A 14285-nucleotide genomic window follows, 5' to 3' on the forward strand; every position below is an offset into this window, starting at 1 on the left:
GAACGGCGACTAAAGACCTTTCTGTGGGCTTTCCCGGAAACCGGCTTTCGATGGCTTGCCAAAGCTGCTCAAATGGGCATGTCAAGACGTCGAAGGCGGTGGACACGAGAAGCTCTTTAGTCGCACGAACAAGACATCCGCGCCTGCGCCGAAAATGGCCAGAGCTGTCAGAAAACCNGCAAGGGCGACGAGGTGCGCCGATGGGACCCCGCGAGGAACCGGCCCGCCGCCGCGGCCCCCGCCGCCGCGGCCCCCGCCGCCGCGGCGCTGCCGCTGCGGGACCACACCTCCGCCCGTCCGGCCGGTGTCGCCCTGTCTGATCCGTGGACGGACGAGCCGACGACGGCGGGCACCGGAACGTTGGAGCGTCGGCCCGCCGTCTACGAGTTCGCCGGGGCTTTCACCGGCTCGCTGAGCATGAACCTCTCCACCTGGGGCTGACTGGGCGAGCGCCGTGAGCCTTTTCGGGTGGTTGGCGCGGGATGCCCCCGGCGATGTCACGCCTACGGCTGGACCGGTCTCGTCCCGTGGCCCGTTTCTTGTGACCCGCGGCATCGTGGGCGGCGCTCGCTCGTTCACTGGTAGGGAGCCCGCCAGAGCGGAGCGCGGCGCGGCGCTGGTCCGGCACGCAGGCAGTGGGGGAGCTCCCGCCGCCCGGAGCCCGCGGCAATCTGATCCGCGGCGTGTCCCGCCAGGCCGGCGTCAACGGCGCGGGGACGGGCCGCCCGACTGATCNGGCGCACGGAGGTTCCACCGCATGGCGCATCCGGGGCACAGACAAAGCAAGTACCGAGACCGCGGCCGCGTACGTCACGCACCGACACCTGTAGCGACACCCGCAGCGGCACCGGTGGCGCCCTCGTCGGCACCGGCAGCGGCACCAGCACCCGCACCGGCACCGGCACCCGTCGAGGGAGGCGCGCGCTGCGCGGAGCGCTACAACGGCGGGCCGACCTCGGAACTCACGCTGTCACTGGAGCTGCTCGACTTCACTGATGGCCTGAGCACCGCGCTGACCGTCGAGGAGGTCACCCAGGTCGCCTCCCGGACGATGCTCCTCCGTCTCGGCGTGACCTTCACCGGCATGGTGCTGTTCGAGGACGACGGCGACGTGTCCGCCGGGGGGAGATCGGCCGACGGGCCGAGCGGCCCGGCGGAAGGGCGGAACACGGCCGACGGCCCGGGGGTACGGACCAGGGTGCTCGCCTGGCCCCGTCCGCCGATCGTCGACCGGGTGTGGGCCGGCCCCGGTGGCTACGGCCCCGCCGCGGCCGTGCAGGTGATGCGGACGGGGCAGGCCAGGTTCGACGAGTCCAAGGAGCGCTATCTCGCCGACTTCCCGGACCGCGCTGAGATCTTCACGGCACTCGGCATCGACGCGTGCGTGAGCCTGCCGATCGTCGTCGACGGCCGTGCGCTCGGGGTGCTGCTGCTCGCCTGGCCCGAGCCCAAGCCGTTCTCGGCGGGCTGCCGCTCCTTCCTGCTCGCCATCGCGGCCGCCTACGGGCGCGCGGTCGAACGGGCCCGCAGCTACGAGCGACAGATGTGCATGGTCGAGACGCTCCAGCGGGCGATCCTGCCGCAGCAGTTGCCGGTGGTGGACGGCGTCCAGCTCGCCGCCCGCTACCTGCCCACCGGCCGCGACGTCGGCATCGGCGGCGACTGGTACGACGCGACCGTCCTGCCGGACGGGACGCTGGCCCTGGCGGTCGGCGACGTCGGCGGGCACGGGCTGCGTGCCACCGCGCTGATGGCCGAGCTCAGCCACTCCGCGCGGGCCTACGCCCTGCACGGCCTGTCACCGGCGGCGATCACCACCCAGCTTTCGGCGAATCTCGCGGGCTCCGGAGGGGAGATCCTGGCGACCGCGGTGATCGGCCACCTCAACCCGGCGGACGGCCGGTTCAGCTGGTCGTGTGCGGGTCATCCGCCGCCACTGCACCTCGCGGCACCCGGCGGCCAGCCCCGGTACCTGGCGGAGGTGCACGGCCCGATGCTCGGGGTTCTCCCCGACCACCAATACGGTCAGAGCGGGATCCGGCTGACCGGGCACGGCCTTCTGCTGTACACGGACGGCCTGGTCGAGCGGCGTGGCGAATCCATTTCCCGGCGGCTCGACGCGCTCGCCGCCGCAACCGCCGCCCGGCTGCCGGCTGCCCGCGGGCCGGCGCCCACGACGCCGCACGCCGCCCGCCCGGTCCGTCCGACGCTTCCCGCCACTCCGGCCGGTGAACTCGCCGCGGTTCTCAGGGATGGCCTGGCATCGCCGCTGCCCGGACCCTCCGTTCTGGACGACCTCTGCGACGCGCTGCTGACGGAGATCGCCGGGCCGACCGAGCGCGAGGACGACGTGTGCATGCTCGGTGTCGCGCTCACCTGAGCCGGGGAACCATTACCTTTCCGTTTTACTTGGGGACTGTTGACCATCAGCTGCCGAGGCCGTATTTTTTCGGCGCCGGATTTCGTCCGGTATCTGTCGATGCGGAGTGCTGATGCGTTTTCGTCCCCGCCCGGGCCGTGTCCTGCTCGCGGCGACCCTCGCCCTGCCGTTCGCTGTCGGTGCCGCCGCCGCGCCGGCGGCGCATGCGGACTCGCCCGCCGGGGGCTCGTTCTCCGTCCTGACCTACAACATCGCGGGTCTGCCCGAGGCGCTTTCCAGCGCGACGACGCCGCGCGCGGAGAGCACCACCGCGATCGGGCAGCGGCTCGGCCCCTACGACATCGTGCAGGTGCAGGAGGACTTCAACTACCACGCCAGCCTCTACGCGGCCGACACCCATCCGTACCGGACGCCGACCAGCGGCGGTGTGCCCTTCGGTAGTGGGCTCAACACTCTGTCGGACTTCAGCTACAGCGAGCTCGACCGGGTGAAGTGGAACAGCTGTAGCACGTTCGACAGCGCCGACTGCCTGACCCCGAAAGGCTTCACCCTCAAGCGGATCCGGCTGGGTGAGGGCGTCTACGTCGATTTCTACAACCTGCATGCCGATGCCGGCGGCACCAGCGCGGACCTCGCCGCCAGGGCGTCGAACCTGAGCCAGCTCGCGTCCTACATCTCCACGCACTCGGCGGGCAACGCCGTGGTGGTGATGGGTGACACGAACGCCCGGTACACCCGCGCCGGGGACACCATCGCCGCCTTCGCGGCCGCGAACGGGCTCACCGACGCCTGGGTGCGGCTGGAGCGCGGGGGAGTGGCCCCCACCGTGGGCAGTCCCGCGCTGACCTGCGACGGAACCGCGCCGTCCGACGCCTGCGAGGTGGTCGACAAGGTGCTGTACCGAAGCAGCCGGCTCGTCTCGCTCGACGCCACCGGCTACGCGAACCGGAACGCCGACTTTCTGAACGCCCANGGCGTCATGCTCTCCGACCACTTCCCGGTCGCCGTGGACTTCACCTGGACCCGCAGCGCCGACTACCAGGCCAGCGACCGGTTCGGGGGTCCGAAGGGGACCGCCTACACCGACCTCGACGCGATTCCCACCGGCGGCGCGGTCGCCACCGTCAGCCTGCGTTCCGGTTCCCGCGTCGACCGGGTCGGCCTCACCCTGACGAACGGCACCTCGCTGGCGCACGGTGGCACCGGGGGCAGCGCCCAGTCGCTGACACTGGGCAGTGGGGAATATCTGACCTCGGTGAAGCTGTGCCAGGGCCAGGTGAGCGGTAACGCGAGAATCTTCTACGCGAAGTTCACCACCAGCCTCGGCCGCACGCTCGCCGGCGGCGGCACCACCGCCGACTGCGTGACCCGCACGGCACCGTCGGGCTGGCAGATCGCCGGCTTCCACGGCCGCGCCGGCACCGAGACCGACCAACTCGGCGTCATCTACACCAGGCGCTGAGCCGACCGGCGCTGAGCTCAGCGGTGCTGAGCCCGGCTGGCGGGCATTCCGCGGCCGCCCCGTAGACGGCGGAACTGTCCGACCCACGTGTGAGACTGACGTGGTGATCGTTGCCTTCGAGAGCGAGCTGTGGCTGTGGGACGCACGGCGCGACGAAAGCTGGACGTTCGTGAGCCTGCCCGCCGACGAATCGGAGGAGATTCGTGACCGCTGCGGCGGGCTGCGCCGCGGCTTCGGGTCCCTGCGGGTTCGGGTCACCATCGGCGGCAGCACCTGGACGACGTCGATCTTCCCCAGCAGTAAGACCGGCAGCTACGCGCTACCCGTCAAACGTGCCATCCGCCGGGCCGAGGAACTGGAGCCCGGTGACATCGCGGCCGTCACCGTCGAGCTCCTCGACCTCGCCGGCTGACGGCGAACCTCCTCAGCACATCGGTGACCGAGACCTCGGCTTCGACGTACCAGCCACCGACGACCGCTCCGCCGATCATGACCACCCCGAACCCGATCAGCCAGGACAGAATCGTGAACACCACGCCGATAGATCCATAGGTCCGCTCGTTGGCGACGATCGTCGTTGAGAAGACAAACCTGCTGACGACACCCAGACCGGTCAGCCCGATCGTCGTGAAAAGCGCTGTCGGCCAGGCTGTCCGCCAGCGCAGCCGGCCCATCGTGAGTATCCGGACCCCGGCCCACAGAAAAAGGGCCAACATCACTGTGACGATCAACCCGTAGCAGATCTGGCCGGCCACGGTGCCGGTCAGTACCGCACCGAGCGCGGTCGAAACAGCGAGGAAGAGGATCAGCCCGCACAGCCAGAGAAGCTGGGCNGGCAGGCCACGGAGCCCGGCCGGCGCCAGCCGGAACACCCGCGCGTACACCGTCTGGATCGAGATCGCCAGGCTCACCCCGCCGAGCACCACCCAGAGCACGCCCAGCGGCGTCCACCCGGTGACCGTCGTTCCGCCCCGCGGCGCGAAGAGTCGTTCGACGGCCATGGCAGCCTCGTCGTTCAGCCCCATCCGCCGGATGACGATGTCCGCCGCGCCACCGCCGCGGAGCGGGGACACCGCCGCGAGAGCGATCACGAACGGAAAGAACATCAGCAGGATCAACGCGGCGAGATTCATCGCCCCGTTGATCAGATCCGCCGTGCGGAGCCGGGAAGCCAGATCTCCGGTCAGGATCCGCCGGCCGCGCCGCCGGGCCGCGCCGACGCCCGCCCGGACGGCCCTGGGCGCGCGCCGGGAATCCGGACTGTCGTGATTCGCGGCTCCGCCGGATCGCCGCTGCACCAGCACATCCTCACCGCCAGCCCGGCGAACCGCATCCGCCGCGCCGTGCCGTATCCACCACCGCCCTGTCCGGGCGGGACAGGGCGGGACAGGGCGGGACGGGTGGGGCAGCGCGCGAGGCGGGCCAGGTCGGCGCAGGTCAGGGTGGGCGAGGACGGGTCGAGCTCAGCTCCTCCCGGCGAGCAGGTGGGGTGGGAAACCGCCCCGGCTGATCGGACCCCAGCGCTCGATGCGCAGGCGCAGCAGCACCTTGCCCTGGCGGCGCATCGCCGCGCGGTACTCGTCCCAGTCAGGGTGCTCGCCGCTGATACAGCGGTAGTACTCGACAAGCTGCTCGACGGCCGCCGGCTGGTCGACAACCGTGATGGTGCCGTCGACCTGTACCCAATCGCCGTTGAAATCGTCCGACAGCACACAGACGGACGCCCGCTCGTCCCGGCGCGCGTTACGCGTCTTGGCCCGTTCCGGATAGCTCGAGACGACGATGTCACCGGCGGCGTCCACACCGACGGAAACCGGGGACGCCTGCGGCCTGCCATCACGGCGCGTGGTGATGAGGATGCCGTGGTGGCGCGAACGGATGAACTCCAGCAGAGCCGTCCGATCGACAGACAGGTCACGTGCGGCGCTCGGGCTCACCGCCCAACCCTATGGCCCGTCACGCCCGGTAATCCGCAACGCCCTGGGCTCCGGGTGTTGCCGGAGCACTCAGGCCCCGCCGGGCGACGCTGCGGCCGCTGCCGACAGGCGTCATCCACGGCACTGTTCAACAATTCATCGTCCGAATGGACGGGCTATCACACGTGCGACGTAACCGTGCACTTCCCCGGTGACACGAACCGGCCAACAGCCACACCATCGCCGGTTCGGGCGGGGGCGGCAATCTACGCTGACCCGGTCACAGACCTCGGGNGGAGATCAGAAGTGACCAGTTCAGCCGTGCCCGAAACCAGCCGCGCCAATCGCGGCCGCCCCGTCCCCAGCGAACTTCCGCGGGACGACCCGGCCGCCGCCCGCGGAGGCGCCCTCCGCCGAGGTGTCATCCGTCGAGACGTCCTCCGTCGGCGCCTGCTGGGAACCTGCGCCGTCCTCACCATGCTCCTGGCGGCCGCCTGCCAGGGCGAGGGCGACTCCACCGGCGCGAGGGAGGTCACCCACCTCACGGGAGCAGCGGATCTTCTGCCGCCGACATCCCCGGCCAGCCCGCGGAGCACCGCGTGGGAAACCACACCGTCACCAACGTCGACGGCGCCCATCACGCCCGAGCCGACCCAGACCTCACCGGACGGCCTGAACGCCCCCGGTGGCGCGGCGAGCTCAGGATCCGCCGACGGTGCCACCGCGCGGAGCGTGGCACCGAGGGTCTCCCAGCGCGCCGCCCAGGCGACCGCCGACTCCCGGCCGAGCGCGGCCAGCGTCCGGCCAGGAAGCGGGTCGGCCCAGGCCCAGCCGCCGGCTCAGGCGCCCGCACAGCCTCCGGCTCAGCCGCCGATGCAAGCGCCAGCTCAGGCGGCGGCCGTGCCACCCGCCCCGCCGGCGGCGGCGCCGCGGACCCAGCCTCCTGCCGCCGCACCCCCGGCCCAGCCGCCTGCGGGACCGGCGTGCCACCCGTCCTACTCGGGGGCCTGCCTGGACCCGAACGCATCCGACTACGACTGCGAGGGCGGCACGGGGAACGGTCCCAAGTACGTTCAAGGACCCGTCTACGTGCGAGGGTCCGACCCGTACCGCCTCGACGGCGACGGTGACGGCATCGGCTGCGAGTAGCGCGCCACCGCCTGCCGCGCGAGCTGGCCCGTCCCAGCGCACGCCCCGTCCGGTGCCGAGCCCGGCACCGGACGGGGACTGGACGGAGCGACCTGAAGTGGCCAGCCCCCCCCCGCGTCAGAGGCCCCGCGGAGCTGGTATGGTTGTCCACGTCGCCGCGGGAACGCGGAGGCACGCGCCGCTAGCTCAATTGGCAGAGCAGCGGACTCTTAATCCGCGGGTTCGGGGTTCAAGTCCCTGGCGGCGCACCCGTATCTACCAGGCCTTATGGCTCTCGGTAGTCGTTCTTAAAAGGGTTCTGTACCCACTTTTGTACCCCAGACATTCCGCGCCCTGACGGCAAACGCCCCGGGCGCCGCAAGGTACACAGCCATCCCGGGGCGTCGCCCGTTCACTCGGGTACACGGTCAGCCCGCGAGGTCCTCCCCGTCCGCTTCGTCGACGTCGGCGGCACCGCCGGCATCGTCGCTGAAGATCCGGTCGAGCCGGCCGACCGCGTCGCGCCGGGTCTCCGGCATCACGTGCGTGTAGGTGTTCATGGTGAGCTGGATCGTGGAGTGCCCGAGCAGCTCCATCACCGTCCGGGCCGGGACGCCCTCAGCGAAGAGCATCGACGCGAAGGCGTGGCGCAGATCGTGGAGCCGCAGCCACGGCAGCCCCGCCTGACGACGCAGCACGTCGAACCGCCGGTTGACGTTGCGCGGCTCCAACGGCGTGCCGATCGACGAGGTGAACACGAGGCCGGTTTCCGTCCAGGCGTCACCGAGGCCGGTCCGTTCCGCTGTCTGGGTGGCTCGGTGCCGCCGCAGGATCGCCATCAGCTTCGGAGGGATGGGCAACCGCCGGTGTGACCGCTCCGTCTTCGCCGGGACGAACATCAGCGAGCCGTCGACCCGTTGCAGGGTCTGGCGGACGTGGAGGGTCGCGCCGTCCAGGTCGACATCCGACCAGCGCAGGCCGAGGATCTCCCCGCGGCGCAACCCGAGCATCAGGCCGCATGCGAACACCGCTTCGAGCCGCTCACCGCGGAGCACCTCGACGAGCCGGCGCGCCTCTTCCGGACGCAGCGCCCGGACCTCACGATGCGGGGTGGGTGGCGCCTTGACCGCCTTCGCCACGTTGCGCGCCACCAGGTCCAGCCGCTCGGCCTCCGCCAGCGCGTTGCGGATCAGGCTGTGCACGTGGCGGACGCTGCCGGCCGACAGGCCCGACTTCTTCGCCGAGGCGACGAGCCGCCGGACGTCCAACGGCGTCAGCTTGTCGAGCTGGACACGGCCGATCACCGGAACGATGTGCGTGTTGATCAGCCAGCGGTACGCCCGGAGCGTCGACGCGCGGGTGCCGTCGCCCTCCTTGATGTCGAGCCACTCCCCCAGCCAGACCGCGACCGTCCGGCGCTCAGCCGTGACGTTGACGCCGAGTTCGGCCGCGCGCTGGACCTTGGTGAGCTTCTCGCGGCATTCCTTCTCGGTCTTGCCGTAGACCGTCTTGCGGGAACGCTTTCCGTCCACCCAGCCGAGATCGGCGCGGCCGACCCACAGACCGTCGCTGGCACGCTGGAACAGAGCGCCTTCGCCCTGGGAGCGTCGCCGCTTGCGCCGGTCGTTCCCGGCACCGTCCCCCGCGGCCATCACTCGCCGTCCAGGGGGTTGCCGTCGGGCCAGGCGATGTTGTCGCACCAGGCGCAGCCGTATCGGCTGTCGCCCATGTCGCAGGCGAACTTGGACTCTCCTTCAGGCTGCGGGTACTCCCGGCCCTGACCGGCGCGGGCCCGGCCGAGGTGTTCACGCAGAGCCTGCGGCAGGCTCATGGTCGGGGTGTTGTCGTTGTCGGTGGGCATGGCGAACACAGCTCCTTGCCGAAGAACGGGTCAGGTGCACGCGGGCCGCGGGTGGCGTCGCCCGGTGCCGGTGGGTTTCCGTTCTCTGGCGCTGGGATGGTCTGTCGGGGCGCCGGCCGCGTCCAGGGCGCTGCGCGTCGCTACGCGATCGGCCTTCGGCCGACCCTGGACCCGTCCGACACCCCGACAGCTTCAAGCGCCACCAGAGAACGGAAGAAAAATGGGGGTAGAGCAGGCAGAACAGCCGCTACGGGCGGGGAACGCCCGCCGCCGCCGGACCCGTCAAGGGGTTCCAACCGTCCAGGACCGTTGCCGAAAGACCAGGCACCCGACGGAACGCGAGGACCGCGTCAACGTCGCCGAAGTGCTCGGTGAAGAAGGCGTCCACGGGCAGCCCCGCGAGGATCGCCATCAGGTCACCAACGTCCNCACCGGGACGGACGAGCAGCTCATAGCCGGTGTCGGTGGAGCGCACGGAGACGAGGGCAGATCCGCCGTCGCCGGGGGTGCGCCAGGCGCCGAAGCTGCCAGACGGGAAAATGGGCATAGGGTCTCGCTCCTGTCATGAGCAGGGTGGGATCTCAGGTCCCGGTTTGGGTGTTGGCGCACCCGCCGGGACCGCCTATATCGACTGGACGACCGTCCAGCGACGCCAACGGTACATGGCGCCTGGACGGTCGTCCAGTAGTCTGCGGTCATGGGACAACCGCTCATGGGTGCGGCGGAGATCGCGCAGCGGCTAGGGGTGGGCCGGACAAGGGTGAACCAGCTCCTGAAGGAGGACCCGACCTTCCCGAAGCCGCATGCCACGCTCGCCGCAGGCCACATCTGGCAGACCGACGACGTCGAAGCCTGGATTGCCGAACATCGGCCCGAGCTTCCGCCGGCCGCCGAGCGGTAGCACGCCTCATGCCGCCGCACCGTGGCCGACGTCGAGGCCCCGCAGCCGGGTCACGTAGGCGTCGAGCGCGGCGCGCGGGATGCGCCGGGACCGGCCGACGTGCACGGATTCGATGACGCCCGCGGCGAGCAGTTCGTACACGGTGCTCCGACTGAGCGCGAGGATCTCGGCGGCTTCGGCCGGTGTCACGAGAAGCTTGGTCATCCTTGCCTTCCAGGCGATCGAGACGACAGCTCAGGCAGCGTCCGCCACCGCCGGTGGGCCGGTTCCCGGAGGTCCGCCGGCCGTAGCAGCGCGGGCCGCGTCGAGCTGTGCACGCCAGGCATGCCGTTGCGCGACCGCCTGCAACAACAGGTGCTCGCGCCGAGGGGCCGCCGGATCACCGGGCCGAAGCAGCGTCCACACCGTCCGCGCCGGGTCGGTGCCGGTGGCCGCCGGGCCGGTCGCCACCTGGCCGAGGGCTTCGAGCTGCTCCCGGATGAACGCGACCCGATCATGCTTGTGGTCGGTCAGGGTCTTGCCGGACCAGCGCCGGGAGACGAGCACCCGCCGGCCACCGAACCCGAGCGTCTCCCGCCGGTGGACCTTGCCCCGGCACCGCCCCGGGACGAGGCCCGGTTTCGGGTTGCGCGGCTGGACGCCGTAGCGCAGCCAGTTCGAGCAGGTAGGCGAGCACGGTTCGTGGCGCAGCGCGTCCGCGAGCCGATCGACGTGCCGCCGCTGAGCGTCGGTGGTGACCGCATGGCAGGCGTCGAGGCTCTTCACCAGGTACTTGGTCAGGTAGCCGATCATCCGGCCGGTGTTCGCCGAGTTCGCCGTGACACCGTCCGCGCGGAGCTGTGGCCCGAAGCGGACGACGTGCGCCGGTTCGGCATCGTCGCCGATCGCGTCCACTGCCTCATCCCAGGTCGGGAGCGGCCGGGACGTGTCCGGGTCGAGGTAGCCGGCCGCGGTGTCGTCCCAGACCGGGAGGCACGTGTCGTCATAGACCGGCCGGTCGCACGAGGGCCACCAGATCTGCTGATACGTGGCCGCCGCCACCTGGCGCAGCAGGACCCGGGGCACCGTGCCGCGGATGGCCGCGTGCAGGTGCGGGGCGAGCCGCCGTTGCGGTTCGAGGGTGGCGAAGTACTGCACATCCCAGCCGACGGCGCGGCGCAGGTTCTGCCAGAACCGGTCGATCAGCTTCGGGAAGTGGATCGCGTCGCGGGCCGCCCGCCGGTAGTCGTACGAGCCCGGATCGACCGGGGTTCCCTCACTCGTGACCCGCCCGTATGAGTCGCAGGTCAGGGTCAGGAACATCGACGGCCGCCAGGTGGTGCCGTCCGTCGCTTCGAAGGTCCGTCCGACTGTCCGCTTGTCCACCGGGAGCCGGGGCAGGTCGGGGGCATCCTTCCGCCGGCGGGTCGAGCGGACACGGCGAGGCCGATCCCGACTGTCCGGCGCCGCCTTCCCCCGCACGCCGAGGGNGTTGAGTTCCTCGTCCACCTGGCCGATGAGTTCGTCGATCTCGGCGACGCCGGCCGTGTCCCCGTCACGTTCAGCGTCGAGTCGGACGGTTTCGAGGTCGGCGCGGAAGCCCGCGAGGGTCTTCGCCTCGTCCGTGGGCGGGTCCGGGTCGGGTAGCGGTTCGTCGTCGAGATGCCAGCCNGCCTTGCACTGCGCCATCCGCAGCCGCCGGGCCTTCTCCGCGCAGGGCGGGCACTTGCTCGCCAGGGTGGCCCCGCACGGTACCGGGATGATCTCCGTTTCGCCGGTGTCGAGGTTCGTCCGGCGCATCGCCATCGGCCGCACGCATACGCCGTTCTCCACGGCGACCGTTTCCACGACCTGACGAGCGAGCGGCATCCGCATCCGCGCCGCCCGGGAACCCGGACGATCGTCACGATCGTCACGGCCGGCGGAGTCGTCAGGGTCAGCCGAGATGAGGCCGGTCATCAAGAGGTGAGGTCCTCCCGGTCGTCGAGGTCCAGGCGCACAGCGGCCGGCGGACAGGCCGGGGCGGTGGTGAAGAGGGCGCAGCCGCAGAGGGTTCCGGGGCCGAGGTCCGCACGGCACCGGCCGCGCCGGTGGGTGATGCGCAGGTGCCCGCAGGTCGCGCAGACCGGCAGGACGGGCACCGGCGCGGCCGAGTCGAGCAGATCGTCAGGCATCTCGCCGGCCGGGCCGTTCACGCCACCTCACCCCACCAGGAGCCGTCGGCGGAGTTGTCGTGATCGGCCGAATCGTCGTCACGGTAGGGGTCGAGGTCCGGTGTCCAGCCGCCGCCGGCCGCGGGAGTGGGCCGGTAGGACCACACGGTCCGGCTGATCTCGGTGTCGTCGATGAACGAGGCCCGGACCCGGACGGGCTCCGGTTGTCCTTCGTGGAGCACGTAGCCCACCCCGGGCAGGGACACCGGGATCTCATCCGCGCGTGCGCCCCGGTCGCGGGCCCCGGAGCCGAGCACGAGATCTGCCTGTTCGGTTTCGGTCATCCGCAGCGCGACCCGGACCGGGAACAGGTCCCGGAACGGCAGAACCTCCTTCCGGGGGTCCTGCACCGCTGCCAGGACCACGACCCCGGGCGCCCGGCCCTGGGAGAGCAGCAGCGGCAGCGCCGCCCCGATCCGCTTCTTGACGTCCCGGTCGGTGACGTAGGCCGTCAACGAGGCGATCTCGTCGACCACCAGGACAATCAGGGGCTCGCCGGGAGTCGGGGTGTGGAGCCGGGTCACCCCGCGCAGCCGGGCCGTCCGGTCCTGCATCACCGAGACCGCGTCGTCGAGGAGATCCGCGATCTCCTCCGTGGTGGTGGCGAACCGGGCGAACAGCGGCTCACCGAACGCGAGTTCCATCCCGCCCTTGGGGTCGCACACCCACAGCTCGACGAGGCCGGCGCGCACGGCCGGGCCGAGACCGCGGATGACCGACCACAGCACCGAGCCCTTACCGGCGCCGGTGGCCCCCGCTATGAGCAGATGGGTTCCCCGCACGGGCAGCGTCCAGGGCTTGCCGTCCTCCCGCCGGCCGACGCGAACGGCCGAGAGGTCCCCGACGAGCCGGTCAGGCTCGCCGGTCGCCGTGGCGTCGCCGTCCGGGTCGTGGTCGATGACCGGGCCCGACGGGTCGAGCCCGGCCGGTTCGACGGGGCTGGTCAGGGTGTCGCGGTGGTGGAAGTGCAACCGGACGAACCGGTGCGCCTCCGCCTGCACCTGGCAGCGCCGAGCCCGGAAGACGTGCCGCAGTCCTTCGGCCGCGTCCGACCACTGTTCCGGTGTCTGCCCCGGGAGCAGTTCCACCCGCAGCACATCCACGGCCCGCGTCGAGCGGATCGACCGGATACGCGGGAAGTACTCGTCGAAGGTCACCTGATCGCCGTTCGACGCCGGCATGCGGATCGCCAGGCCCGAGTGCACCATTGCCGGCCGCCACCGCCGCCGGTACACGAACCCGAGCCGCACCCGGCCCCACACCCACCGGGCCAGCCAGCCGAACGACCGGGCGTGCAGGCGCCGCCAGACAACCGCGACCAGGACCAGGGCGACGAGCAGCGCCACCAGGCCCAGCGCCCCGAACCGGCGAGCGAACAGCGCCAAGACGAGCGCGACCGGCACCGCCACCCGATGCCGCCAGCACCAGCGGACCCCGAGCACCAGCCCCTTGCCCGCCACCGCGAGCAGCAGCATCCACATCGGGACCCGCATCTTGTCGGGCCGGGACGGAATGCGGGGAATTCCCCGGTCGCCGTTGATTCTGGACATGACAGATACCACCTGTTTCAGAGCACACGAAACCAGGAGTCGAAAGAAAGGGGGTGAAGGAAGGCGGGGCGGGCCCGGAACCGTTCGCTGGAACGAAGGGTTCCGGGCCGCCTGACGTGAAGGAGAACCGCGGAGAAGCTACGCGGCGAGATGCCCCGGCAGTTCGGCCGCATCCTGAGCGGCGAACCGGAAACGCTCGCATTCAATGAGGTAGTCGTTCACCGCGGCGAGCAGGGCGTACGCGAAGTCGACCTGATCCGAGGTCACCGCGCTACCGGCCGCCGAGACGGACAGCAGCGTCCGGCCCGTGTGCACGGAGAGGATCGGAGGCTTGTCGGGGTAGGTGTGGCACCGGGTCGACCAGTCCGAGCCCACGTGCAGCCCCAGGTGCGTCGACGAGCGCAGCCCGTCCATCTCGCGCCCGCTCACGCCGCCACCCCCGGGTTGGTCCGCCGAGCCGGACCGACCGGCCGCATCACGCCCGCCCGCAGCGAGAACGCCACCCGCGGCTGCGACCCGTTGGTGTCCACGTACGGGACCACCACCAGGTGTTCGAACATCACCGGCCGGAACGGGAGACCCGGCAGGTTGTCCGGCAGGACCGGCGCCACCTCCCCGAAGATCTTCACCTTCAGTTCAGCCTTCCGGGCCATCGGGTCCGCGTCCAGGACCCGCACCGACCACACCCGCTCGCCGGTGTCCTTGTCCCGAGCCTGGACGTCCGCCGCCTTCTCCCTCACCTTGTCGAAGTCGCTCGCCGCCTCCACGCCCAGCACGAACGCACCGTGCGGGAACACGTCCTCAAACCGCACCGGAATGCGTTGCGGAACCGCCACCGTGCCACCTCCACTCGCCTTTACCCGGAACCAACCGTGCGTTCCGGCTGACGAGATAC

Annotated in this window: 13 protein-coding genes, 1 tRNA gene and 7 pseudogenes; 6 read left to right on the forward strand and 15 right to left on the reverse strand. The window is 71.1% G+C overall.

The genetic code is table 11. From position 1 onward, the window contains the following. Positions 1-850 precede the first annotated feature (850 nt). From UG55_RS19830 to UG55_RS19840, 4 genes and pseudogenes are all read left to right on the forward strand, one after another. Positions 851-2380, forward strand: a complete 1530-nt coding sequence (locus UG55_RS19830) for a PP2C family protein-serine/threonine phosphatase (RefSeq protein ID WP_242424814.1) — start codon at positions 851-853, stop codon at positions 2378-2380. 112 nt (positions 2381-2492) lie between these two features. Beyond that, positions 2493-3352 (forward strand): annotated as a pseudogene (locus UG55_RS39755) (endonuclease); the annotation flags it as partial. Between the two features lies 1 nt (position 3353). Continuing rightward, a pseudogene (locus UG55_RS39760) lies at positions 3354-3842 on the forward strand (jacalin-like lectin); the annotation flags it as partial. A gap of 103 nt (positions 3843-3945) precedes the next feature. Further along, the gene (locus UG55_RS19840; protein WP_066071497.1) at positions 3946-4254 is read left to right on the forward strand and encodes a DUF1905 domain-containing protein; all 309 of its coding nucleotides are present in this window, start codon (positions 3946-3948) and stop codon (positions 4252-4254) included. Here the strand turns inward: UG55_RS19840 and UG55_RS39765 are convergent. The 3 genes and pseudogenes from UG55_RS39765 to UG55_RS28745 all read right to left on the reverse strand — a co-directional run. Beyond that, a pseudogene (locus UG55_RS39765) lies at positions 4223-4675 on the reverse strand (ribonuclease BN); the annotation flags it as partial. The gene UG55_RS19840 and the pseudogene UG55_RS39765 overlap by 32 nt on opposite strands. A 630-nt stretch (positions 4676-5305) precedes the next feature. Then, positions 5306-5779: a PPOX class F420-dependent oxidoreductase gene (locus UG55_RS19850; RefSeq protein ID WP_066071396.1), complete on the reverse strand. Its 474-nt coding sequence runs from the start codon at positions 5777-5779 to the stop codon at positions 5306-5308. Positions 5780-6073: 294 nt separating this feature from the next. Continuing rightward, entirely contained in the window at positions 6074-6298 is a 225-nt protein-coding gene (locus tag UG55_RS28745) for a hypothetical protein (RefSeq protein WP_066071398.1), read from the reverse strand. A gap of 784 nt (positions 6299-7082) precedes the next feature. Here UG55_RS28745 and UG55_RS19860 point away from each other — a divergent pair. Beyond that, positions 7083-7155, forward strand: a tRNA-Lys gene (locus UG55_RS19860). Between the two features lie 159 nt (positions 7156-7314). On the opposite strand, the gene UG55_RS19865 is transcribed toward UG55_RS19860, so the two are convergent. The 4 genes and pseudogenes from UG55_RS19865 to UG55_RS45570 all read right to left on the reverse strand — a co-directional run. Continuing rightward, entirely contained in the window at positions 7315-8538 is a 1224-nt protein-coding gene (locus UG55_RS19865; protein WP_066071400.1) for a site-specific integrase, read from the reverse strand. After that, positions 8538-8747, reverse strand: a complete 210-nt coding sequence (locus UG55_RS19870) for a hypothetical protein (RefSeq protein WP_066071500.1) — start codon at positions 8745-8747, stop codon at positions 8538-8540. The genes UG55_RS19865 and UG55_RS19870 overlap by 1 nt, the downstream gene beginning before the upstream one ends. Before the next feature lie 247 nt (positions 8748-8994). After that, positions 8995-9175, reverse strand: a pseudogene (locus UG55_RS39770) (hypothetical protein); the annotation flags it as partial. 1 nt (position 9176) lies between these two features. After that, a pseudogene (locus UG55_RS45570) lies at positions 9177-9294 on the reverse strand (hypothetical protein); the annotation flags it as partial. Between the two features lie 150 nt (positions 9295-9444). On the opposite strand from UG55_RS45570, the gene UG55_RS19880 reads away from it, so the two are divergent. Beyond that, positions 9445-9648: an AlpA family transcriptional regulator gene (locus UG55_RS19880; protein ID WP_242424815.1), complete on the forward strand. Its 204-nt coding sequence runs from the start codon at positions 9445-9447 to the stop codon at positions 9646-9648. 6 nt (positions 9649-9654) lie between these two features. Here the strand turns inward: UG55_RS19880 and UG55_RS19885 are convergent, their stop codons facing one another. From UG55_RS19885 to UG55_RS19910, 8 genes and pseudogenes are all read right to left on the reverse strand, one after another. Further along, entirely contained in the window at positions 9655-9852 is a 198-nt protein-coding gene (locus UG55_RS19885; RefSeq protein ID WP_066071408.1) for a helix-turn-helix domain-containing protein, read from the reverse strand. Between the two features lie 30 nt (positions 9853-9882). Next, on the reverse strand, positions 9883-11117 hold a 1235-nt coding region (locus UG55_RS39775; protein ID WP_242424816.1), incomplete at its 5' end, for a replication initiator. Between the two features lies 1 nt (position 11118). Further along, positions 11119-11298 (reverse strand): annotated as a pseudogene (locus UG55_RS39780) (replication initiation protein); the annotation flags it as partial. A gap of 1 nt (position 11299) precedes the next feature. Continuing rightward, positions 11300-11586: pseudogene (locus UG55_RS39785) on the reverse strand (replication initiator); the annotation flags it as partial. Beyond that, complete coding sequence (locus UG55_RS19895; protein WP_242424817.1) at positions 11586-11822, reverse strand: hypothetical protein; 237 nt, start codon at positions 11820-11822, stop codon at positions 11586-11588. The pseudogene UG55_RS39785 and the gene UG55_RS19895, both read right to left, overlap by 1 nt. Next, on the reverse strand, positions 11819-13390 hold the full coding sequence (locus UG55_RS19900) for an FtsK/SpoIIIE domain-containing protein (RefSeq protein ID WP_066071414.1): 1572 nt from the start codon (positions 13388-13390) through the stop codon (positions 11819-11821). The genes UG55_RS19895 and UG55_RS19900 overlap by 4 nt, the downstream gene beginning before the upstream one ends. A gap of 138 nt (positions 13391-13528) precedes the next feature. Beyond that, positions 13529-13819 (reverse strand): hypothetical protein, encoded by a 291-nt coding sequence (locus tag UG55_RS19905; RefSeq protein WP_242424818.1) that lies wholly within the window; start codon positions 13817-13819, stop codon positions 13529-13531. Next, positions 13816-14226 (reverse strand): plasmid replication, integration and excision activator, encoded by a 411-nt coding sequence (locus tag UG55_RS19910; protein WP_066071416.1) that lies wholly within the window; start codon positions 14224-14226, stop codon positions 13816-13818. The genes UG55_RS19905 and UG55_RS19910 overlap by 4 nt, the downstream gene beginning before the upstream one ends. Positions 14227-14285: the final 59 nt, after the last annotated feature.

This window comes from Frankia sp. EI5c, from assembly GCF_001636565.1.
Taxonomy (GTDB): Bacteria; Actinomycetota; Actinomycetes; order Frankiales; family Frankiaceae; genus Parafrankia.